This is a genomic window from Lujinxingia sediminis, from assembly GCF_004005565.1.
Taxonomy (GTDB): domain Bacteria; phylum Myxococcota_A; class Bradymonadia; order Bradymonadales; family Bradymonadaceae; genus Lujinxingia; species Lujinxingia sediminis.
In genome coordinates this window covers 700,649-723,593 of record NZ_SADD01000001.1, presented here as the reverse complement: position 1 = coordinate 723,593, position 22,945 = coordinate 700,649, and the positions used below count along the sequence as shown (strand labels likewise).

Genomic DNA, 22,945 nt, shown 5'->3' with positions numbered 1-22,945 from the left:
GCATCCTTCGCGCGTTCCATTGGTGCGCGCAACCGGCCCCCTTGAGGGCGAGGCAGCATGTTTACCTACATCCTAAAGCGCGTCCTGTTGATGATCCCGACGTTTACGATCATCTCGCTGATCATCTTCCTGGTGCTCAACCTGGCACCCGGCGATCCTGCGGCCGCATCCAATCCCGACGGCACCGAGACCGTCTCGCAGGACGCCCGCGAGAGCTATCGCATCTTTAAAGAGCAGTTCAATCTGGACAAACCGATCCTGCTCAACACCCGCTACAACCTCTCCATCGAAGAGGTTGAAGAGCAGCTCCGGGTTGTGGCCGACTTCCAACGTCCGGTCTGTCCGGAAGGCGCGCCGGCCGACACCTCGTGTACCCCGGCCGATGAGCGCCCGATGTCGGCCGACATCATCGCCGCTCAGGAGCACGTGGAGAACCTGGGCAACTACGCCGTCCCTCTTCTCATTGCGCTGGCGCAGAACCACGAGCGCCTGGACATCCGCCGACTCGCCGTGCAGCGCCTGGCGATTAACGCTCAGCGCCCCCAGGTGGACCGTTTCAACCCGGATCCCACGCCTGAACTTCGCGAGACGAACCGAAAGATCGCCTCGGAGAACAACCAGCTTCGCGCCTGGACCATCCCTCAGGATGTGACCGAGGAGGATATCACCACCATCCTCGACGAGAAGTGGCTCCCCTGGTTCAACGAGAACAAGGATCGTTTCGAGTACTCCGCGGCTGATAAAGTGAGCATCTTCTTTCTGGATACCCGCTTTGCCAAGTACTGGGAGAACCTGCTTAAGCTGGACTTCGGGGTGAGCACCGTCGACCGCCGTCCGGTCTTCGACACGGTCATGCAGAAGCTCCCCTACACGATCACGCTGAGCTTCTTCTCGATCCTCATCGCGTACCTCATCAGCGTACCGCTGGGCATCTGGAGCGCGTACAATCAGAACACCAAGCGCGACCAGGTCGTGACCATCGCGCTCTTTGTGCTCTACAGCCTTCCGAGCTTCTTCACCGCGGTTCTGCTCATTCAGTTCTTCGCGGTGGGTCGCCCCTTCTCCTGGTTTCCGGCCGGCGGGTTCATCGGCGACGGCGCCGAGAATATGGAAGTGCTTGAGCAGATGGGCTCGATCGCCTGGCATATCCTCTTGCCGCTGATCTGCCTGACCTACGGCTCGCTCGCCGCTCTGAGCCGCTATGCGCGTACGGGTCTTCTGGACGTGATCCGCGCCGACTACATCCGCACCGCGCGTGCCAAGGGCCTGGCCGAGTCGATGGTCGTGCTCAAGCACGCGGTGCGAAACGGCATGATCCCGATCCTCACCCTGCTGGGCACCCTTCTTCCCACGCTGGTCAGTGGCTCGATCGTCATCGAGTTCATCTTCAACATCCCCGGCATCGGGCTCTACCTCTATGAGAGCATCTACATGTACGACTACAACGCGATCATGGCCTGTCTGCTGATGTCGACGGTGCTCACGCTGATCGGGTTGCTGCTCTCCGACATCAGCTACGCGCTGGTCGACCCGCGCATCACCTTCGATTGATGTTCGATCACTGAGCCCGCAGGATTCGACCTTTTTTGCCAGGGCGCGCTCCGCGCCCGGCTCGCACCTTACGTTGGACAGGCGACGATGACCTCTTCCCAAACCTCCTCCAGCCCTCCGCGGCCCGAGTACAAGACCTACGGGCAGATTGTCTGGGGTCAGTTCAAAAAGTACCGACTCAGCTACTACAGCGTGTACGGCGTACTGGCGCTCTTTGTGATCGCGATGGTCGCGCCGGTGGTCGCCATGAACGTGCCCTTCTACATGCACATCCCCGAGGGTGTGGGGCCGTATGCGCAGCTGCACGGCACGACGAGCTTTCCGTGGTTTGCGGCGCTCTTCGATCAGAACTTCTTCGATAGCGGCGTCGACATCTTCTTTAACTTCCTGCTCTTCTACGTCCCGGTGAGTTTCATCGCCTGGACGGTGATGATGCGCTTTAAAAAGGACCTCGCCGCCACCGAACGAAGCAAGGCTCGCCTTCGCTTCATCGGTCTGGTCTCGGCGGTGGGCATCGTGCTCTTCTCGGTCGTCTACCTGATGGCCTTCCGTCAGCCCTACGTCGACTACGCCTCCCTCAAAGAACTGGAGGGAGCGCGGCTGATCTTTCCGCTCATCGAGTACTCCTACCGCGATGTGGACCTGATGGCGGTGAGCCAGGGCCCGAGCCTGGAGCACTTCCTGGGCACCGACCGCCAGGGACGCGACGTCTTCACGCGACTGATCTACGGGACGCGTATCTCGCTTACGATCGGGGTGGTTGCGGTGAGCATTTACACCGCCATCGGCCTTGTGCTGGGAAGCCTGGCGGGCTTTTTCGGCGGTCGGGTCGACAACATCATCCTGCGCATGATCGAAATTATGATGTGCTTCCCGGTGCTCTTTCTCATCCTGACGCTGGCCGGGTTTATCGAGGAGCCCTCGATCTTCCACATCATGCTGATCATCGGCCTGACGGGCTGGACGGGCATCGCGCGCCTTGTGCGCGGGGAGTTCTTGAGGCTGCGCAACCAGGACTTTGTGCAGGCGGCCATCGCGCTGGGCTTTACCCGCGCGCGCATCATCTTCCGCCACGTTCTGCCCAACGCGGTGCAGCCGGTCTTTGTCTCGGCAACCTTCGGGGTGGCCGGAGCGATTCTCATTGAGGCCACGCTGAGCTTCCTGGGCGTGGGCCCGGCCAACGCGCCGAGCTGGGGTCAGATTCTGACCAGCGGTCGGAACACCCAGCAGATGACGCTGATTCTCAGCTCGGGCTTTGCCATCTTCGTCACCATCAGCCTGCTCAACCTCATCGGCGAGGGGCTGCGCGACGCCACCGATCCTAAACTTCGCAAGTAGAGCGACCTTATGGCCAACGATAGCAACAAGACTGACGCGTCGGACGACGTGATCCTGAAGGTCGACGGGCTCAAGACCTACTTCTTTACCGACGACGGGGTGCTGCCCTCGGTCGACGGGGTGAGCTTCGAGATCAAGCGCGGGCGCACGCTCGGGCTGGTCGGCGAGTCGGGATCAGGTAAATCGGTGACCTCGTTGAGCGTGCTGCGCCTGATCCCGCAGCCGCCCGGAAAGATCGTTGACGGTCAGATTCTCTTCGGAGGAAAGGACCTGACCAAGCTCACCGAAGCGCAAATGCGCAAGGTGCGTGGCAACGACATCTCGATGATCTTCCAGGAGCCGATGACCAGCCTTAATCCGGTCTACACGGTCGGAAACCAGATCATCGAGGCGATCCTCCTCCACCAGGACATGGAGTACGCCGAGGCGCGTGAGTACGCCATCGATATGCTGGCCAAGGTGGGTATTCCGGCCCCGGAGCAGCGCATCGACGAGTACCCCCACCAGATGAGCGGGGGCATGAAGCAGCGTGTGATGATCGCGATGGCGCTCTCCAGTAAGCCGAAGCTTCTGATTGCCGACGAGCCTACCACCGCGCTCGATGTGACGATTCAGGCGCAGATCCTGGAGCTTCTGAAGTCGCTTCAGGGCGAAGCGGGCATGTCGATTCTCTTTATCACCCACGACTTAGGTGTAGTGGCTGAGACCTGCGATGATGTGGCGGTGATGTATGCCGGGCGCATCGTGGAGTACGGCGACGTCTACACCGTCTTTGAGAAGCCGGCCCACCCCTACACCATTGGACTCTTCAACAGCCTGCCGACCATCGACACCTCCGGGGCGCGCGGGCGCGAAGATCGCCTCTATGTGATTCCCGGGATGGTGCCGCGCCCGCAGGACTTCCCCTCGGGATGTCGTTTCCGCACGCGCTGTCAGTTCGCCACCGAGAAGTGCTCCGAGCTTCCGCCGACGGTCGAGCTTGAGCCCGGCCACACCGCGGCGTGCTGGTACGCCGAGAAGGTACGCGCGGGCACCCAGCCCACCACCGACGGAAGCGTCGCGGCCGATGGCTCGGTCGCCCCCAACGACGATGCGGCGGAAGTCGCACGGTAACCTGCTTAAGGCCCCAAGGTACTCGCTATGAGCGTCGCCCCTACTCTGCTTGAAGTCCGCAACCTTAAGAAGCACTTCCCCATCAAGAAGGGCCTCTTCAACCGTCAGGTCGGCTCGGTGAAAGCCGTCGACGGCATCTCCTTTGAGGTCAACGCCAACGAGACCGTCGGGCTTGTGGGGGAGTCGGGTTGCGGCAAGACCACCGCAGGACGCACTTTGCTGCGCCTGCTCGAGCCCACCGATGGTGAGGTGCTCTACAAGGGGCAAGACATTCTGAAGATGGGGCCGGCGGAGATGCGCAGCCTTCGGCGCAACCTTCAGATCATCTTCCAGGACCCCTTCTCCAGCCTTAACCCCCGTATGACGATCGAAAGTATCATCGGCGAGGCGATCACCTTCCACAAGGTGGCCCAGGGCCCGGAGGTGCGTGAGATGGTCGAGGGGCTTCTGGAGCGCGTGGGTCTTCAGCCTTCGTACATCACGCGTTACCCCCATGAGTTCAGCGGTGGCCAGCGTCAGCGCGTGGGCATCGCCCGAGCTCTGGCGCTCAATCCCGACTTCATTGTCTGCGATGAGGCGGTCAGCGCGCTTGATGTGTCGGTTCAGGCCCAGGTTATTAACCTGCTGATGGATCTTCAGCAGGAGTATAACCTGAGCTACCTCTTTATCGCCCACGACCTCTCGGTCGTGCAGCATATCTCGGATCGCATCGCGGTGATGTATCTGGGACAGATCGCGGAGTTCGCCGAGTGTGACGAGCTCTACGACAACCCGCTGCACCCTTACACTCAGGCCCTGCTCTCGGCGATTCCGCAGCCCAACCCGCGGCGTCGGGCCCAACGCATCATCCTCAAAGGAGATGTCCCAAGCCCGATGAACCCGCCCTCGGGTTGCCGCTTTCATACCCGCTGCCCGGCGTGTTTTGCGCCCTGCAAGACGGTAGAGCCGCGCACCGTGGAGCCGACTCCGGGCCATAAGGTGCGCTGCCACCTCTACGACCCCGAGTTTGCGCCCAACGATCCCGATATCTGGGCGCGGCTTCCCCGCCAGCCCGAGGCGCCGACGAAGGTCGAGAGCCCTGAGAGCGAAGCCCCTGAGAAGAGCGCCGCGTCGAGTGAACCTGCGCCCGATGGCACCGACGGCGTGGCCAGCACCGAGGCCACCGAAGCGGCCCCTCCTGTGGAGGCAGGTGCGGAAAGCTCCGATGGGCCGCAAAGCGAAGCCTCTTCGGGGAAGGTAGCAGCCGAAACCACCGAGAAGAACAACGTCTGATCCCCTGGCCGGCCAGCAGGGTTCTTGACACCCTTTCGACCCGATGCGACCATCCGGGCAGTTTGAGATGGGCCTGAAATCGCGCGCCTGATCGCCCCTTTCTTCGGAAGTCACGGGCGCGTCAGGCCCCTCTGTCGCGGCGGCCACCGCTGCGAGAGCGTTGACCTCTCTGCACCTCACGTCCGTTTATCTTTTAAGGAGGATCTGCCCCTCATGTTCAGCGTAATTATCAGCGAGAAAGGTGGGCAGCAGTCACGGCTCGACTTCGACACGTCCGAGATCACCATCGGGCGTATGAAGGGCAATGATATCGTCCTTCCCAAGGGCAACGTCTCCAAGCAGCACACGCGTATTGTGCTGCGCGACAACGCCTTTTTCATCGTCGACTTAAAGAGCACCAACGGTACCTACGTCAACGGGCGCAAGGTCATCGCGGAGCAGCCGGTTGGCGAGGCTGACAAGATCTACATCGGCGACTTTATCCTGCAGGTAGAGCAGCCCAACGCGGCTGCGAACCCTGGACCTCCGATGCCGCCGCTGGCTCCCGGCCGTGGGATTCCTCCGCAGCCTCCCCAGGCCCCGGGCGGCCCTCCTCCGATGGATCGCCACTTCCCCACGGTGATGGACGGCCCGCAGGCCAGCGGCTTTGGCGTCCAGCCCCAGAGCGGGGCTCAGCAGCCCTTCCAGGCGCCACAGCATAGCGCCAGCGGTCCGCAGGCGACGCCTCCCCGAGCGCCCTCATTCCCAGGCGCTCCGATGACGCCTCCGACGCCGACCCCGCCGCCGGCGGGTGCGCTGGGCCAGGACGTGCGCCAGACCTACGCCGATATCGGCGCCCATCCTATCGACGCGGACGTGTTGGAGGTGACTCCCGAGGTGGAACCACTCGCCCAGGACGAGCGCGTTACCGGTGAGGGTCAGGCCTTTGAAGCCGACTACGAAGAGGTCGATCCCTTCGATGTGGCGGCCACGCCCACTCCGACTCCCCAGGCCGCGCCACAGGCTCCTGCCAGCCCGGAGCCCCCGGTGCCCTCCTTCGACGCGCCAGCCTATGAGGTGCCGGTCTTCGACGCGCCCGCCGAGGAAGAGACGGCTCCGCCTTCCCCGCTGGATGAAGGCGTGGTGGAGACGCCCGGACCACTGGGCATTCGCCCGCTCGCCACGCGCATCGCCCTCGAAGATGAGTTCGACCCTGAAGGGCATATGGCCCAGGTGGATGTCGCGCGTGTCTTCTTCGAGAGGGTCGGTGAAGACGAGCTACCGCTCTCCTACCCGCCGGAAGAAAGCGATCGTGCGCGCTTTGAGAATACCATCGATGAGGCCATTGAGGTGGTTGGCCCCTCGGGTGATCGCGAAGCGCTCATCGAAACGCTGCTCACAGAAGCGGTGGGACTGGGGCCGGTGGAATCCTATCTGGATGACCCGGAAGTTCAGGCGATTTACGTCAACCGCTTCGACCGCATCATCCTGCGACGCGGCGGCAAGCTCGTGATTGCTCCCCGGGTCTTCAGCCATCCAGAGTTTTTGACTTTGGCCGCTCGACGGCTTCTCGGTCCACAGGACGGTGTCTCGCCGGCTGATGAAGTTCGCTTCGGTGACGGGACGCGCGTGCATATCGTGATGCCCCCGCTTGCAGTCGATGGCCCGGTCCTGTCGATCCGCAAGCCCAGGCGCTATCAGCCTTCGCTCGATGAACTCGCCGCCCAGGGCACGATGAGCGCGGGCATGGCCGACTTCTTGCGACGAGCCGTCGAAGCAGGCCGCTCCATCGTGATCGCCGGTCCGACGAGTTCCGGTAAGACCACGCTGCTCAACGCGCTGAGCCGACTTGTACCGGAGAGTTCACGGCTTATCGCCATCGAAGAACACAGCTCTCTGAACCTTGATGCTCCGACCGCCCTGCGTCTGGAGGCCAACCCGGCCCAGGGCTATGATATGCGCTATCTCCTCCGGGGCGCGGTCGCGATGCATCCGCAACGCATCGTGCTCGATGAGTGCCGCGGCGCGGAGGCCTACGACTGGGTCACTGCAGCGGCCAGTGGCACCGAAGGCAGCATGCTTACCCTGCACGGATCCAGCGCGATCGATGCGCTGGGACGACTGGAGAGCCTGAGCCTGCTGGGCGCCACCGACTTGAGCCCCCGCGGATTGCGCGAGCAGGTGGCCCGTTCGGTCAACCTGGTCGTTGTGCTGCATGCAACCAGCGAGGGCGGGTTCCGCGTCCAGCAAATCTCGGAGGTTCAAGGTGTCGATCTCGACACCTTCCGCCTGGGCGACGTCTTCTATTACCGCGTTGAAGGCGGCACCGGCGAGTTCTACCCGACGGGTTATATCCCGATGTTTTATGAAGACCTGCGCCATGCCGGCGTCGACGTCGACCTGGGCATCTTCCGCGAGTAGCGAGCTGAGCCTGGCGCCGCAGCCTTCTTAGAGGTTGCGGCGCCTTGTTCTGCCGCCATCATCATCGGCGAACAACATGTTTACGATTACGATCGAAGACCAGAACGGGCAGGTCGCCGACACCTTCTCTTTTGACCACGGCTCTTACGTGGTGGGGCGTCTGGACACCTGCGATGTGGTGCTGCCTTCAGGCAGCGTCAGCCGCGAACACGCGCGCATCTTTGTGCACGAGGGGCGCTGCTATATCGAAGACCTCGGGAGCGCCAACGGCGTCATTGTCGACGGGCAGAGAGTCGTGCAACAGCGCGATCTGGGAACCGCCAGCCAGATTCGTATCGGCGACTACTACCTCTATCTGGAATTCAAGCGCTCGGCGCGCATGCAAAACCAGAATGTGCTCTCGACCCTCTTCATCGACTCGGGAAGCGAGCATCATAAGCTGGTGCGCATCAACGATGCATTCGCCGGCGAGGAGTTCAGTCTCTCGGAGGTGGAGAACACCATCGGTCGTACCGACGAGAACTTCATTCTCCTCTCGGACGCCTCGATCAGCCGCCGCCATGCGATCATCGCGCGCCATGGCGATCTCTACTCGGTGGTCGATTGCGGGAGCTCGAACGGCACGCGCCTCAACGGCAAAGCCGTGCAGTCGCAGCAGGCCATCTCCCCCGGCGATCGGGTGGAATTCGGCAACCTGGAGTTCGTCTTTGTCGAAGGCAACGCCACGGTCAACCCGGCCGAGTATGCGGCCAGCGGTAGCAGCAATGCCATGACGACGTACGGGGGCCTCGCCGTGCTCGTGCTTCTGGGGCTGGCGCTGGGTGGAGCTGCGGTATTCGCGCTTGTGAACTCCGGCGATGGTGAAGGCCAGGCACAGGCTCACGCCCCTGCCCCGCCCACGCTGGAGGAGCAGGTCGCCGAGCATGTCGCAGGCGGTCGCACTCAGCTGGAGCTTGGCAATTGGGACGGGGCCATCGCGGCGGCCAATGAGGCGCTTGCCCTGGCTCCGCAGAACACCGAGGCGCGCGCGCTTCGCGATCAGGTCGATGTCGAGCGTCAGGCCGCCGAGAAGCTCGCTCAAGGAGAACTTCTCAGCGAACAGGGCCGTCATGAAGAGGCCCGCGAGATGTTGCTGCAACTTCCCCAGGGCTCCATCGCTGAGCAACGTGCTCAGACCACGCTCGCCCACCTCAACCGCACCATCGCCTACAATCTTCGCAGTGAGGCGAGCCGTCTCTTTAAGAGCCGCCGCGAAGCCGACCCGAAGGCTGCTCATGCGCTGCTGGTGGAAGCGCTGGAAGTGTTGCCCGAAGACCAGGAGTCGCGCGCGCTCCTTGATGACGTCGAAGCACATATGCGCAAGAAGCGGATCGCGTTTGAGAGTTACGCCCCGGCTCCTTGAGCGTCTGACGACGCATGTGAACAAAAAAACGCCGGCCCGAAGAGGCCGGCGTTTTTTATGTTCGATGCTCAGCGAAGATGGAGGGATTAGTCCTTTTCCATCTGGTCGATTCGCTCGCGCATCAGTCGGATCAACTCGCCCCAGCCCTCATCTTCGATGATCGGCACGTAGCCCTCGCGGTAGGTTTCTTCCAGGCTGATATCGTCGATCACGAGGTCGTAGATGCGCCAGGTTTCACCGTCCTGATAGAGGCGGTAGACCACCGGGTAGGTCTTTCCTTCGCGAGTGACCTCGCCGCGCACAAACGCTCGCGAGTCGCGGGTACGCGCATCACCGAAAGTGATGGTGTAATCTTCGTTGAGAGTCCGGCCGCTGAGCTTGTCCTGATAGTTGGCCTGCAGCATACGCTGGAGAAGATCCAGAAACTCCGCGCGCTCCTCCGGCGTGCGCGCTTCCCAGTGCTCGCCGAAGGCCTGGGAGGCCAGGTAGGCAAAGTCCAGGGTCTGATCGAGCTCCCGGGTCAACTCCGCGTTGCGCGCTTCGCTGTCGGGCTTCTCAAGCACCTTTGCGATCGCCGAGGTGCGCTCCTCCACCACCTCGGCCGGGGCGTCGGCCCAGGCGTTCAGGCTTAAAAGGGCCAGCGAAACGCCGGCGGCCAGCCCTGCAACCAGTCGTTTTATGGACGTGTGGGTCTTCATACGTCGTGCTCCTGCTAAGTCAGTCATTTTGTGCGACGCACCTCGCCGCGCTCATCACTAAGACAGTGGAGCGGCGGTCTTCATTCAACCCGGCGCATGAGAAAGTTCAGTTCGCACCTGGCTGCGCATTGAGCTCGGAGAGCAGATCCAGAGAGGGCGCACCGATGCTCCGGGCCAGGCGAGCGCGCGCATCGAGATAGCTGTGCGCCGATTCGAGCACGGCAACCTGCGCTTCGTAATAGGCGCGCAGCGGATCCAGCGCGTCACGCATATCGACCGACTCGCTGAGCTGCTGGGAGAGCCCGTACTGATTTCGCCAGCGTCGCGCTGCATCGAGGCGACGCTGCTCGATATGCATACGCTCGCGGGCGTCTGCTGCTGTGCGCCAGGCCTGCTCGACGTCCAGCGCCACCGCGCCGCGCGCGCGCCGAGCCTGGGCACGAAGCTCGGCGAGTTTTGCGTCCGCCTCCCCGACCTTGCCACGCTGCTGGGCGAAGTCGAACTGCCAGCGCAGCCCGAGGGCAACCCCAAACGTCAACGAGTTCAATGGGTTGGCATAGGGCTGAGTCCACAACGTGTCGACGTTAACGCAGGACTCCCCCGGCGCAGCGCGGCGGCAGACGCGCTGCAACGCCGGCGACTCCGTCGACCAGGCGAAGCCGAAATCTGCCGCCGCAAACACCTGGGGGAAAAAATCGCGACGCGCCAGGGAGCTTTGCAGCTCCCGAGCGCGAATTGCGCCGTCGAGTTTTTGGAGATCGGGACGATTTTCCCCGGCAAAACTCTGGCAGGCCTGAAGGCTTGCCAGCGGAACATCGACCCGCTCTGGGTCCAGAGGCGGCACGCTCAGCGGCTGCTCGATGTCGGTGATGTAGCGCAACGCCGCCTCGCTCAGATCGCGGAGGCGGGCGTTATCAAGAACCATCGTATCGAGCTCGGCCTTAAAGATCTGAAGGCGGCGCAGATCTTCCGTCGAGAAGTCAGCATCGCCGAAGGCACGGGCGTCTTCCATCTCGCGCAGAGTCGTATTGACCAGCGTCTCCCCCTCGGCCAGCAGAGCGCCGAAGGCTTCAGCAAGCTGACGTCCAAAATAAGCCTGGCGAGCGCGAAGCAGCTGAGTCTCAACGGCTTCTAAGGCCTGAATCTCGGCGACGTCCACCCCGACCTCAGCCAGCTCCTGCGCCAGCCCGATGCGTCCGAATGTGTAGACAGGCACGATCACCCGCGCTGTCTGACGCACAAGCGGACCGAGGTTAAGCGCCAGGATCTCATCGAGGTTCTCGTCGAGGCGCGAAGGGTCGGCATTGGCCGGAACCGGGGCCACCAGCGTCTGCGCCTCAATCTTCGGCCACCAGGCGCGATCAGCGCGGTAGGATTGCCAGCGGGCATGGTCGCGCCGGGCCTGCTGCTCGGCCTGGAGATCGTCACTCTGGCGCGCGCGCGCCTCGACCGCCTCCAGTGTCAGAGAAACAACCCCGCTCCCACCCCGCCCTTCTTCTGCGATATCGGGAGCCTCTTCGGCTCGTGCATCCGGCAGACTGGCAAGGAGCGATACTGCGATAACCAGCGCGAGTGCACCGGCAGAAAAACGTGTGCAAGCCATGAACTCACCGCGGTCCGGTGTAGAGAAGCTGCACGCGCGGAGCGGCTTCGGCCCGGGCGGCCTCGGCGGTCGAGCGCACGCTGGCGCTCAGCAACTCCTGCACAAATCCCATGCTCTCTTCGGGCGGATAGACCACGGGAGGATCATCCAGTCCGACCTCGGCGGCCAGAAAGTCGATGGTGTCCTGCAGGGTTCCGATCTCATCGACCAGCTTATTGGCCTTGGCCTGACGGCCGGTGTAGACGCGCCCGTCGGCCAGGCGACGAACTGTGGCCTCATCAAGCTCGCGGCAGGCGGCAACGTCTTCGACAAACTGATCGTGGATGTCGTTCACCATCTCGGCGAAGATGGCCTCGTCCTGCGGCAAAAACTCCCGGAAGGGAGATCCGGAGTCTTTGAACTCCCCGCTCTTAATGGTGTTTACCTCCAGATCGACGCGGTTGATGATGCCCTCGACATTGAAAAACTGAGTAATCACCCCGATCGATCCGGTGAGCGTGCCGTTGTTGGCAAAGATCGTGTCGGCTCCGCAGGCGATGTAGTAACCGCCGCTTGCGGCGGTAGCCCCCATCGAAATGGCCACCGGTTTGACCTCTTTGAGATCTTTGACCGCCTCGTAGATCTCCTGCGAAGGGGCTACCGCCCCCCCCGGGGAGTTAACGCGTACGACGACGGCTTTGATGTTATCATCTTTCTGAAAGCGACGGATGTCATCGATGGTCTCCTTCGCGTCCATGATCGTGCCCTCGACCTCCACCACGCCGATGCTCTCCCCGGTGCCACTAAGGCCCTCCGGGGAAAACGCGGTGATGAGCACGCCAATAAAGACCATCAATCCAAAGAAGAGCGCGCCAAAGATGGCGACCAGGGTAATAATTCCACGTTTCTTCATGCGTTATCCTCAGGAGTTACGCCGAGAGCCGGGTCAGGGACCGGCGGCACGATCGTTCGATCTCAATCGCGCCTCTCATACCATGGAGGGCTTCGAGATCGAAACCAGACGCTACACGTTCAGCCAGATCGCTGCGGCGAAGGTGAGCGCGAGCGCCAGAGCGAGCCACTCTCCGGAGAGCCAGCGAGCCCAGAGCTGGTAGCGGGTTCCCGGCGTCGCCTTCACGCGCAAGATGATCCGATCCACGCGGTCGTCGAGACGCGCGACCCCTCGCGTCCAATGGCGCTCCAGAAATGCGCTGAGGCGCCGGGTTCGGCGCGACACATACAAACTCAACACGACGGCTGGCCCAAGCAGGTCACCCGGCTCCACTCGCCCTACCCCGCGATGCAAGACGGCGCCAGGGGGCCCCAGGGCGGCCCAGGCCAGCCCCGCGACCACCATCAGCGGCCAGAGCGCCGACCACATCGCCGTCGTTGTCTGAATGCTCCCGAACCACTTCGCGGGAAGCGTCAGGGGCAGGATCGCCAGCGCCCAGAACGATCCTGTGGCCAGGACGATCCAGGCTAAAAGCCCCGCTCCCGGCAAGGTCTCCGTGTCGCGCGTGGAGCGCGCGCGCCACACGACGATGAGAAAACGCGCCATCAGTACGCCGGTCGCCAGGGCTCCGGCGACCAACCAGACGTTCAGCAACGCTGTGGGAAGTCTCACTTGCTCGAGATGCGAAACGCTTTTGAGCGCGTATTTGGCCAACGCGCCGCTGGTCAGCGGGGCCCCGCAGAGAGCGAGAGCAGGCAAGAGGACCAGCGCCGAGCTGATCGACGTGCGCACACGGGAGCCCGAGGACGCCAGGCGAGGCGCAGCGTCGACGCTCAAAAAGAGCGCACCTTTGGCCAGACCGTGGTGCACGACAAACACAACGATGGCCAGGAGCGTCGTCGGGTAGATCGAGGGCCAGCGCGCTGCGATGCCGATGAGCAGGGCGACATACCCCATCTGACTGACGCTTGAGTAGGCCAGGATGGTTTTGGGTTTTCGTTGCATCAACCCGACGACGACGGCACCAAAGGTGCCGAGCGCTCCGAGCGTCACCGCGCTCGCTCCCAGGGTGGGAAGTTCGATCTCTCCCAGCGGCAAAAAACGAAGCCAGCCGAGCACGCCGGCTTTGATCATCGCGGCGCTCAGAACAGCGCTGGCAGCGGTGGGTGCGGCCGGATGCGCCAGAGGAAGCCAGATATGCAGCGGAACGAGCCCGGCCTTGACGCCGAAAGCGCCGAAGATCAGGGCAATCGCCAGTGGTGCAACGCCCTCGGAGGTAGCGAGCGCATGACGAATCTCGGCCAACTCCCAGGTGTCGGCGATCGACCACGCCAGCACGGCACCGGCCCAGAGCGCCAACTCGGCGGCGACCGTCAACACCAGATACACTCTCCCCGCTCGCCAGGATGAGACGCTCATCGCATGCGCGACCAGTCCGTAGGCCGCGTAGCTCATCAGTGCAAACCCGGACATGAAGCTGATCATATCCAGCGCGCCGATGAGCACAAAATTGCCAGCCATCGCGCCGAAGAAGAAAACGCCGAAACGGCGCAGATTTCCATCTCCTCGCATGATCGCCGCGGCATAAACCGATGCCATCGACCAGACCACGGCACACACCGCCAGAAAGGCCATGGAGGTCGGATCCAGTCCAAATCGCGCCTCCATCAACATCGTCGGGACACGTCCGCTCTGCTCGCCGACCACAACGAGGGATGCCAGCGCCGGTGCCGCCCATATCGGCCCGGCCATCAGCGCTAGCCTCGCCAGCCCTAGCGCCGAGAGCAGCGCCCCCAGCAGTGGAAAAGCAAGGGCGATGACCAACCCCACAACCGCGACCTGCTCCATATCCGGCATTCTCAAAGCCCCCCGACGCCGGTCTCTGGACCGGGATAAATCCGTGTGACGATCAGCTCCACCCAGGAGAGGGGGCTGGCTGGTGAGCTGGCAGCGAGCCCCATCACGATCACAAGAATTGCGGTGATCACGGGCGGCACGAGCAGGCTCAGGTGGGTCTCCAGACGTCCTGCATCGCCCTCCCGGGGCCAGGGACGCAGCGGCTCCTGAAAGTAGGCGCGAAAGACCACCGGGAGAAAGTAGGCGGCGTTGAGTGCACTGGAGACAGCGAGTACAGCCAGCGCCCAGGGCGACCCGCTGGCCATCGCGCCGGTGCCCAACGTCCACTTCGAGATAAAACCTGCCAGCGGCGGCACCCCGATCATCCCCAGTGCCGCGATGGTAAACGCAGCCATGGTCCATGGCATGCGCCGAGCGACGCCGCGCGTCTGGGAGATGCGGTGAATTCCCAGGGTCTCGGCCAGGTTTCCAGCACAGAAAAAGAGCGTGATCTTCATCACCCCCTGATGCACCAGATGAACAATTCCCCCCACGCTGGCCAGAGGCCCGCCCAGCCCTACGCCCAGGATGATATAGGCCACCTGACTGACGGTGGAGTAGGCCAGCATGCGCTTGATCTTGTCCTGGGAGAGTGCACGCATCGAGGCATACAGGATGGTGATCGATGCCCAGAACGCCAGGCCCGTCCCCAGCCCCAGATCCCGCACAAAGGTGATGCCGTAGACGTCGTAGACCAGTCGGACAATTCCGTAGGCTCCGGCCTTGACCACGGCCACAGCGTGCAACAGTGCGCTCACCGGGGCGGGCGCGACCATCGCCACGGGCAACCAGCCATGCAGCGGCACCAGAGCCGCTTTCACACCGAGCGAGGCCACCATCACCCAGAAGAGGACCATCAGTGCTTGACGATGCTCCTCGTAGTGCGCCGACAGCGCTCCGCCCTCGGTGAAGTCGAAGGGCCCGACCACCGTGTGCATCCACACCACTGCGACCATCAACGCGGTGCCACCGGTCAGCGTGTAGGCCAGATAGATCTTACCCGCACGCAACGCCTCGCGAGTGCCCCGGTGGACGACCAGCGGATAGGTCGCCAGGGTGAGTAGCTCGTAGAAAAGCACGAATGTAAAGAGGTTGCCGGAGAGGGCAATGCCGGTGGTCGCGCTGACGCACACGCTAAAAAATCCGAAGAAGCGACTGCGCCCTGGCGAGCGCTCCAGATAACCGATGGCGTAGATGGTGGTGATCAGCCAGAGCACCGCCGAGAGCACGACGAAGAGCATCGGCAGGGCCGAGGCGTGAAGCACCAGATCGAAGCCGGGCATCAGGGGAAAGCGCGTCTCATAGACCTGGCCCTGGTAGACGCCCAGGACCATCGCCGCGATCAAGGCCAGCTTGGTCAGCGCACCGAGCAGGTTGAGGGTGGTGCGCGTGACGATCTGGTCTTCGCGCAACAGGAAGATCGCCAGCCCGGGAACCAGAGAGCTCAGCACCACCGCCAGCGGTAGCCAGAAGAGCACGCTCAAGGGGTGACTCCTTCGGCCAGACTCTGCCCAAAGGGCAGGCCCTCCTCCAGGAGTGCCAGCGGAGCGCCGGCGGCTAGCCCCAGCGCCACCGCCACCGCCCCCAACACCAGCGCTGCCCACTCCAGGGTCGAGGGAATCGGGCGCAGCTGAGGCGCCCCTTCCCGCGGTGCACGCTCAAAGGCCAGCGCCAGTACACGAAACACATACGCCGCCGCCAGCAGCCCCCCCAGCGCCACCGCAATCACCACGATCACGTCTCCGCTCGCTGCCGCCGAGGTGATAAAGAGCCACTTGCTGACATAGCCACCGCTGGGAGGTAATCCCATCAGGCTGATTCCCCCCAACCCAAATGCGAAGAAAGACCGCGCAAGCTGTGCTCCGACTCCGCGCATCTCTTCCATCTGATCATGGCCGACGGCACGCGCGATCGCCCCGGCTGCCAGAAACATCGCGCCCTTAGCGCAGGCATGCGAGATCGCGAAATACGCCCCGGCCTGCCACCCCGCGCTCCCATCGACTCGGGGGGCCAGCCCAAACACTAAAAACAGATACCCGACCTGAGCGACCGTCGAGTACGCCACCAGCATCTTCAGACGCCGCTGGCGTAGCGCTCGCCAGCTCCCCCAGATCACCGCGATCAACCCCAGGATCATCAACACCTCCCCCACCGGCTGACTCACAGCGGCCGGGAACACCACGACCCAGAGGCGCACTAAAATGTAGAACGTCACCTTGATCACCAACGCGGAGAGCAGCGCACTGACCGGCGCTGGTGCGTCAGCGTGTGCCGGCGGCAGCCAGAAATGCAGCGGAAACAGCGCGGTTTTCAGCGCCAACCCCACCACCATGACCACGAGTGCGGCCTGCGCGAGCGTCCCCGCCATCAGCGACTCACCGGCCTGAAACAACGCCAGGGTTCCTCCCTCGCTGTAGATTAAGACCACTCCCAGCAGGTAGAGCAACGAACCGCTCAGCGTCACGAAGAGATAACGCATCGCCGCCGGCAGTGCCCGGCCTCCGGCAAGCGCCACCAAGGCCACAGCCCCCAGCCCCACGACCTCCAGCGTGACGTAGAGATTAAATAGATCGGCAGAGGCAAACACCCCGTTTATCGCGGCCCACACCAGAAGCCAGATCCGCCAGAAATAAGCCTCACGACGACGTTCAACCTCCCGGCGCTCCGCATCGTCCTGGCCCTCGTCGACCCGAAAGTAGGCTAAGGCATACATGCTGACGACCACGCCGACCACGGCCGTCATGGCGATCATCAAGGCCGAGAACCCATCGACCCACAACTCGATGCCCGCCGGCGCCCCCCATCCTCCCAGACGCTCGCGACGCGGTCCCGAGAGGGCCACCATAACCACAAGCCCCAACCCCACCGCCGCGCTAACGATCGCCCCCCCCATGCCACACCGCGCCGCATAGCGGCGCGGCCACAACGACACCACCAGCGCCCCGAGCAAGGGAACCCAGATCGCCGCGCTGACCAGAGGAAGCGAGTTCACATCGGCCCCCTCTCTTCGACAGAGCGCTCACCACGCTGATCGTAGATGCGCTGAATCAACGCCAGCCCCAGCGCCGTTGCGCTTACCGCAACAACAATCCCCGTAAGCACCATCGCCTGGGGCACACCATCAGGCCCGCCTTCCACCTGGCGAGCCCCCCCGATCAACACCATAAACACGCCGGTGCTCAGGATGTTGACCCCCATCATCCGGCGCACCAGGTGGCGCCGAACAACCCAGGCAAACAACCCCACAGAGACCAGCCCCGCGCCGGCGATCACGTAGATCTGCGAAGAATTCATAGCGACTCTCCCGGCCTCCTCCCCACATCCAATCCCTCTCGCCCACCGGCAAAAAGCCCCAGGAGAACAAACGCAATGGTCGCCGCCCCCGCGACCTCGATCGCCAGGATCCACCCTCGAGCTTCGCTCGCGGTATAACTCCAAACCTCTGCGCCCCCCTCAGCGCTCAACGCCCCGGCCACACCGGCGACCATAAAAGCGAGCACCCCCACGACCACCACAAGTTTTCGCGCCGGACGAGCCCCTGTGGCAGGCACCCTCTCGCCGATCAACAACGTGAGCACCCCACACGCTCCCAGCACCGCGCCGCTGGCAAACTCTCCGCCCGGCCTGCTCGTCCCCGCCCAGAGCAAATAGATGCCCAGCAGCCAGAGCACCGGCAGCATTCCACCCACCGTCCGCATCAAGATCGGGTCGGCTGGCCGCCGGTGCACCTGCGCGTCGACCGGTTTCAACGACCACGCCCCCCAGAACGCAACCACAAGGACCACGACCTCCAGCATCGTATCGTACGCGCGAAAGTTCAGCAGCACTGCGGTCACGACGCTGCTCACCCCGCTCTGCTCCAATGCCCCCTGCACGACATGGCCTGCGGAGGGCTCCAGGGACCGGCGATTGAGCGCCCCCAGCGCGACCAGCCCTCCAAGTCCCAGGCTTGCCAGGGCAACTCCGTACTCAAAGACGCGCCTTGTCCTCACCCTGCCCCCCTTTGCCCGGTCCCTGCTCGAGATGCCCCAGTGTATTCAAAAAGAGCGCGCCGGTGATCCCCGCTCCCACGGCCACCTCGACCATCGCCAGGTCCGCCGCTCCCAGCCGTGCCCAGGCCACCGCCACGACCACCCCCATCGTCACAAAGAGCACCACCGACTTGAACAGGCCGGCCTGCGAAATCGCTCCGACTGCCAGCACCCACAGCGTCACCATGAGAACCACATCGAAGACGATCACCGCTCTCCCCCCTGCTCCGGTTTCACGCCCTGACGGTAAGCCTCACGTGCCACAAGATGGCACGATACAGCCCCGGCGATCATGACGAAGATCCAGATCAACACCAACTTTAGAACCAGCTGCCACCCCGGAGCCCGAAGGCTCAATCCGACCACCAATAAACCCATTCCCAGGTTATCGGCCTTGGTCAGAGCGTGAAGTCGCGTATACACGTCCGGAAAACGCAGCATCCCCACCGAGCCCGCCACAAAGAAGAGCGCCCCCAACACCATCCCCCCGACGGCAAGCGCCTCCCTCACCCCCTCCATCACGCTCCTTTCACTGCGGCGTGGATGCCCGCTCGGTTCGCTCAACAAATGCAACCACGGTGACCGCGGCCAGAGACGCGAACACCAGCGCCACATCGATAAGCGACCAGTCCTCCCGCATCGCCGCCAGAACCAGCACGGTGGCCGCACCCGAGCTGCCAAAGAGCTGGGCGCCCATCATCCGGTCGGCCCCACTGGGCCCTCGCCAGATTCGGATCAACGCAGCCGAAAAACTCCCCAGGATAAGCGCCGCCGCCACGATCATGTGGCCCCCCCGCTCCCGGCACCGAACATCACCGCGATGCGTTCCTCCAACTCCTGCAACTGCGCCTCCACCGGGGCCTCCAGGTCAATGGCGTGAACCATCACGGATCTGGCACCCAGCTCAACGCTGAGCGTCCCCGGCAGCAAACTGATGATGTTGGCAAAAAACACCGCGGGGGCTCTCTCGCCATCGAGACGAAGCGGGTACTCAAGAAATCCCGGGCGCAACCTCATACGCGGGCTTATCGCCCTCCACGCCACATCAAGCCCCCCCTTAAAAGAGGCGCGAACAAAGTAGAGCAAAAACACCACAAGCCCCCGAACCCGCACCCGCTGCGACTCATCGCCAACTCGCCGCGCGGCCATTATCGCCGCGCCGAGCACCGATGGCGCCCCAAACCACCAGGACGCCGGCTTATCACCCGCCCAGATCCACCATAGCGACGCGAAGAACACCACGCGCCAGAACACGCCCACCGCCATCGCTCCCCCCTCGTCCATCTTAGCCCGCCATTACGACGTCGACTTCGAAGCCTCTAACCCCTCAAACCACGCCATCACCGGACGACTCGATGCCCGAGAGTAGTTTACGGTATGAGCCCCCACCGCCTCGCACGCACTCACCTGGGAATCATCCATCAAATTGACCCAGACCGGTGTCCCCTTCGCCACACGCTCGGCAACCTGTTCCACATGCGCGAGCTTGCCGGTGGTAATCATCACCGCACGCGCCTGAGACAGATTCAGCGCTTCTAACGCTCGCGGATCGTCGGCATCGCCCCACACCACCTGATAGCCTCGCTCCCGCAGGTGCGACACCTCCGCCGGGTCGTAGTCCAGCCCGACGGCCTGCATCTGCGCCTGTTTGATCTTCTCCATCAACTTCGAGCCGGCCACCCCCAGACCAATCACCACCACGTGATCCTCCACATCGGTGCCCCCCTCGACTGCCCGGGGCCGCGGATGAAGCCGCATTCCCCAGAGCACCATCCGGCGCCCTGAAATCCAGGGTGTAAGACCGATGGTCACCACCGTTACCAACGTGATGATCGTCAACGTCCCCTCGCTGAGCTGGCCGCTGGCCACGCCCTGCAGCGCCACCACCAGGGAAAATTCACTGGTCTGCGCCAACAAAAGCCCCGCCTCCACCGCCCCGCGCGTTGTAAATCCGGCGCGCTCCGCCACCACCACAACCACAACCGGAGTCACGATCCATAGGAGGACAATCAACCCCAACCCGACCCGCAACTCCTCCATGGAGGGCACCACCAGAAAGGCCCCCAGCGCCACAAAAAACAGCGCCATAAAAAAGTCGATCAGCGGACCAATTAACCCCCGCACCAACGCATTGGTGGGGAAGGACGAGAGCGACAACCCGGCAGCAAAAGCACCGACAATAATCGGCACCCCCACCAACGATGCCAGTCCCAGCATCGCAAAGAGCGTGGCGACGACCACCAACAAACCGATCTCATCATCGTCCTCAAAGCGGTCGATCACCCGTGGCAGCACCTGCCAGTAGAGCAACGCCGCAAGCCCCATGAGCAACGCACCGCCTCCCACCCGCTGCAACACCACCACCGGCCCCTCGGGCAGTCCCGAGACCACCACAAGCCCCAGAATGATCAACACATCCTGAAGCAACAATACCCCGATGAGCATACGGCCAAGCGGCTCAAAGATCTGGCGACGCTGACGCAAAATACGCACCACCACCAGCGTCGAGCTCGCCGCGACCGCCAGAGCCACATAGAGCGACTCCTCCACGCTCTGCCCCCCCAACCACAGCACGACCATGGCCAGGCCACCTAGCAACACAAACTGCGTCAGCCCCACCCGCCATACCGCTCCCACCTGCTCGCGCACCCGCGAAGGGGCCATCTCCAGCCCCGCTGTGAACACCAGAAAGGTTAATCCCATCTCCAGCATCGCCCCGACAACCTCACGATCGTCGAGCAAGCCTGTGAGCGAAAAGAGCAACCCGGCCACGATCAACAGAGGCATCACCGGGATGCGCAGCCCTCGCCCCAGCCCGTAGGCTACCGCCGCTCCGAACACAATGACCGCGACCTCAATCATCCCCAGACTCCTGGCCTCTTCCCTGTTCCATCAAGGACGCCTTCAAGCGCTCCCACTCCTGCTCGATCGCATCGGCCCTCGGCGTAATCAGGTAGTCGACCCCCAGCGCCTCGAGCTCCGAGATGAGCGCACCATCAAATGCATGAATCGCCACCGGCACCCCCGCTCGTCGGGCCTTCAACGCCACCACCCGGTTGGTATCATCGATGTGCAACGCGCTGATGATCGCCCGCGCATGCTCAAGCCCCGCCTCCTCCAGAACCGGACCGTGCTCCACATTGCCCAGAATGGTCTCTGCCGGAAGATCGCTCAGCTTGAACACATCTGTATCAATCACCACCACCCGCTCCCCACACTCGTGGAGATACCGCACAAGTTCGCGACCCAGCGGGTTCATCCCCACGATGATCACATGGTCGCGCGCGCCCTCCTCTTGCCTCGCTTCCTCCGGATTACCGGCTGCCCCGAACACCTTCAGCGCCCCCGTCTTCTTAATCCGGCGATAGAGCGGATCGCTGTACTGAATGAGCATCGACGAGAGCGCGATCGTCAGCAGCCCCACCATCGCCACAATGGAGAGCACCTCTTCGCCGATTAACTGCGCAGAGAGCGCCATGGCGGCGAAAATGAATCCAAACTCACTGATCTGAGCCAGCGACACCGCCGTGCGAAAGCTCGTCTGCTCGCCATAGCCGCTTCGACTCACGCTCGCCATGAACATCACGAACTTGCCCACCATCACAAACGCCGAGAGCACCAGCGCCACCCCCACCCCTTGACGGGCCGAGCTCAGATCAACTTGCAGCCCCAACGTCACGAAAAAGATCGCCACGAAGAAGCTCATAAGAGGATGAACTCGCCGCTTCAGCTCCTCGCTATAGGGCAGCTGCGCCAGACTCAGACCCGCCAGAAACGCCCCGATCTCCAGGCTCAGATTGAGCACGTAGCTCACGAGCACGAACACAAAAAACCACCCCAGACTCCACATAAAGAGCGTATCGGCGGAGCGCGCCGCCCAGGCCATCGGCCGTGGAAGCACCCAGCGCGCGGCTGCCAGCGCGGCGACCATCAACATCGCCGTGCCGCCCAGCGCAAAGCCCACGCTTGAGAGCAGGCCCTTGATCCCGACGTCTGCGCCCCCCTCCGAAACGCCGGCGAGCACGGTGAGCGCGAGCACCACGACGATATCCTGCACCAGCAAGATTCCCACAGCGATACGTCCGTAGAGGGCGTCGAGTTCCCCTTTCTGGTCGACGAGTTTGACGACCACCACCGTACTACTAAATGTCACGGCGATGCCCAGCAGCAACGCCTGCATCGGCTCATAGCCCAGCGCATAGCTGATCCCGAATCCGCCGGCTGCCGACAGCCCGACCTGCGTCAAGCCGGCGACCGCGGCGACCTTTCCGACATCCCGAATCTTCTCCAAACTCAGCTCAAGCCCCACCACAAAGAGCAGGAGCGCAATGCCCACCTCCCCGATCAACTCCACAGCGTGGGTGACCTCCAGAAGCCCGAAGATCGGCCCCAACAAAAGCCCCGCCACAATGTAGGCCACGATCGAGGGCACACGCAGGCGATCGGCCACCAGCACCACCAGGGTCGAGGCGCAGATGATCCACCCCAGATTTTCTATGAACCCGGGCTCCATCATTCCCACACCTCGGCGGCCGGCTCCCGACGCACTGTCGCACGCGTATCAAGCATCATCGACACATCCATCATGACGTACGTTCCCAGTATCACATCAGCACATCGTCTATCGGCACAAAGAGTGCGCACATTCGGCGGGCATTCAACGCCGGATATCAGGCTCCCGCCCCCTGCGTCGACACTCGTTTCTATTTG

20 protein-coding genes are annotated in these 22,945 nt (G+C 63.1%); 6 read left to right on the top strand and 14 right to left on the bottom strand.

Features of this window, described 5'->3' with window-relative positions:
• Window positions 1–57 precede the first annotated feature (57 nt).
• The 6 genes from EA187_RS02985 to EA187_RS02960 all read left to right on the top strand — a co-directional run bounded on the left by EA187_RS02985 (window position 58) and on the right by EA187_RS02960 (window position 9,076).
• A complete protein-coding gene (locus EA187_RS02985; RefSeq protein ID WP_127779117.1) occupies window positions 58–1,551 on the top strand; it encodes an ABC transporter permease in 1,494 nt (497 codons plus the stop codon).
• 87 nt (window positions 1,552–1,638) lie between these two features.
• The gene (locus tag EA187_RS20565; RefSeq protein WP_206524171.1) at window positions 1,639–2,889 is read left to right on the top strand and encodes an ABC transporter permease; all 1,251 of its coding nucleotides are present in this window, start codon (window positions 1,639–1,641) and stop codon (window positions 2,887–2,889) included.
• Between the two features lie 9 nt (window positions 2,890–2,898).
• Window positions 2,899–4,002, top strand: coding sequence for an ABC transporter ATP-binding protein (locus EA187_RS02975; protein WP_115602989.1), 1,104 nt, complete (start codon window positions 2,899–2,901; stop codon window positions 4,000–4,002).
• A 27-nt stretch (window positions 4,003–4,029) separates the two neighbouring features.
• Window positions 4,030–5,274: an ABC transporter ATP-binding protein gene (locus EA187_RS02970; RefSeq protein ID WP_127779116.1), complete on the top strand. Its 1,245-nt coding sequence runs from the start codon at window positions 4,030–4,032 to the stop codon at window positions 5,272–5,274.
• 213 nt (window positions 5,275–5,487) lie between these two features.
• Window positions 5,488–7,674, top strand: coding sequence for an ATPase, T2SS/T4P/T4SS family (locus EA187_RS02965; protein ID WP_127779115.1), 2,187 nt, complete (start codon window positions 5,488–5,490; stop codon window positions 7,672–7,674).
• Window positions 7,675–7,750: 76 nt separating this feature from the next.
• The gene (locus EA187_RS02960; protein WP_115602992.1) at window positions 7,751–9,076 is read left to right on the top strand and encodes an FHA domain-containing protein; all 1,326 of its coding nucleotides are present in this window, start codon (window positions 7,751–7,753) and stop codon (window positions 9,074–9,076) included.
• An 86-nt stretch (window positions 9,077–9,162) separates the two neighbouring features.
• Here EA187_RS02960 and EA187_RS02955 read toward each other — a convergent pair whose 3' ends face one another.
• The 14 genes from EA187_RS02955 to EA187_RS02890 all read right to left on the bottom strand — a co-directional run bounded on the left by EA187_RS02955 (window position 9,163) and on the right by EA187_RS02890 (window position 22,751).
• Window positions 9,163–9,774, bottom strand: a complete 612-nt coding sequence (locus EA187_RS02955; protein ID WP_164855926.1) for an MlaC/ttg2D family ABC transporter substrate-binding protein — start codon at window positions 9,772–9,774, stop codon at window positions 9,163–9,165.
• Between the two features lie 106 nt (window positions 9,775–9,880).
• Window positions 9,881–11,377 carry a TolC family protein gene (locus EA187_RS02950; protein WP_127779113.1) on the bottom strand — a complete coding sequence of 499 codons (1,497 nt, stop codon included), beginning with the start codon at window positions 11,375–11,377 and terminating at the stop codon, window positions 9,881–9,883.
• Window positions 11,378–11,381: 4 nt separating this feature from the next.
• On the bottom strand, window positions 11,382–12,269 hold the full coding sequence (sppA, locus tag EA187_RS02945) for a signal peptide peptidase SppA (protein WP_127779112.1): 888 nt from the start codon (window positions 12,267–12,269) through the stop codon (window positions 11,382–11,384).
• Window positions 12,270–12,380: 111 nt separating this feature from the next.
• Window positions 12,381–14,156 (bottom strand): complex I subunit 5 family protein, encoded by a 1,776-nt coding sequence (locus tag EA187_RS02940; protein ID WP_164855925.1) that lies wholly within the window; start codon window positions 14,154–14,156, stop codon window positions 12,381–12,383.
• A gap of 11 nt (window positions 14,157–14,167) precedes the next feature.
• Window positions 14,168–15,688: a complex I subunit 5 family protein gene (locus tag EA187_RS02935; protein WP_115602997.1), complete on the bottom strand. Its 1,521-nt coding sequence runs from the start codon at window positions 15,686–15,688 to the stop codon at window positions 14,168–14,170.
• Window positions 15,685–17,196, bottom strand: coding sequence for a complex I subunit 5 family protein (locus tag EA187_RS02930; protein WP_206524170.1), 1,512 nt, complete (start codon window positions 17,194–17,196; stop codon window positions 15,685–15,687). Before EA187_RS02930 ends, EA187_RS02935 begins: the two co-directional genes overlap by 4 nt.
• A complete protein-coding gene (locus EA187_RS02925) occupies window positions 17,193–17,498 on the bottom strand; it encodes an NADH-quinone oxidoreductase subunit K (RefSeq protein ID WP_115602998.1) in 306 nt (101 codons plus the stop codon). Before EA187_RS02925 ends, EA187_RS02930 begins: the two co-directional genes overlap by 4 nt.
• Window positions 17,495–18,196, bottom strand: a complete 702-nt coding sequence (gene mbhE, locus EA187_RS02920) for a hydrogen gas-evolving membrane-bound hydrogenase subunit E (RefSeq protein ID WP_115602999.1) — start codon at window positions 18,194–18,196, stop codon at window positions 17,495–17,497. The genes EA187_RS02925 and mbhE overlap by 4 nt, the downstream gene beginning before the upstream one ends.
• Window positions 18,174–18,422 carry a Na(+)/H(+) antiporter subunit B gene (locus EA187_RS02915; RefSeq protein WP_127779110.1) on the bottom strand — a complete coding sequence of 83 codons (249 nt, stop codon included), beginning with the start codon at window positions 18,420–18,422 and terminating at the stop codon, window positions 18,174–18,176. Before EA187_RS02915 ends, mbhE begins: the two co-directional genes overlap by 23 nt.
• A gap of 20 nt (window positions 18,423–18,442) precedes the next feature.
• A complete protein-coding gene (gene mnhG, locus EA187_RS02910; RefSeq protein ID WP_206524169.1) occupies window positions 18,443–18,754 on the bottom strand; it encodes a monovalent cation/H(+) antiporter subunit G in 312 nt (103 codons plus the stop codon).
• Window positions 18,755–18,764: 10 nt separating this feature from the next.
• Window positions 18,765–19,019, bottom strand: coding sequence for an MrpF/PhaF family protein (locus EA187_RS02905; protein WP_115603000.1), 255 nt, complete (start codon window positions 19,017–19,019; stop codon window positions 18,765–18,767).
• Window positions 19,016–19,519 carry a Na+/H+ antiporter subunit E gene (locus tag EA187_RS02900; protein ID WP_127779109.1) on the bottom strand — a complete coding sequence of 168 codons (504 nt, stop codon included), beginning with the start codon at window positions 19,517–19,519 and terminating at the stop codon, window positions 19,016–19,018. The genes EA187_RS02905 and EA187_RS02900 overlap by 4 nt, the downstream gene beginning before the upstream one ends.
• 12 nt (window positions 19,520–19,531) lie before the next feature.
• Window positions 19,532–21,097: a cation:proton antiporter gene (locus tag EA187_RS02895; RefSeq protein WP_127779108.1), complete on the bottom strand. Its 1,566-nt coding sequence runs from the start codon at window positions 21,095–21,097 to the stop codon at window positions 19,532–19,534.
• Window positions 21,090–22,751, bottom strand: coding sequence for a cation:proton antiporter (locus EA187_RS02890; RefSeq protein ID WP_127779107.1), 1,662 nt, complete (start codon window positions 22,749–22,751; stop codon window positions 21,090–21,092). Before EA187_RS02890 ends, EA187_RS02895 begins: the two co-directional genes overlap by 8 nt.
• Between the last annotated feature and the right edge of the window lie 194 nt (window positions 22,752–22,945).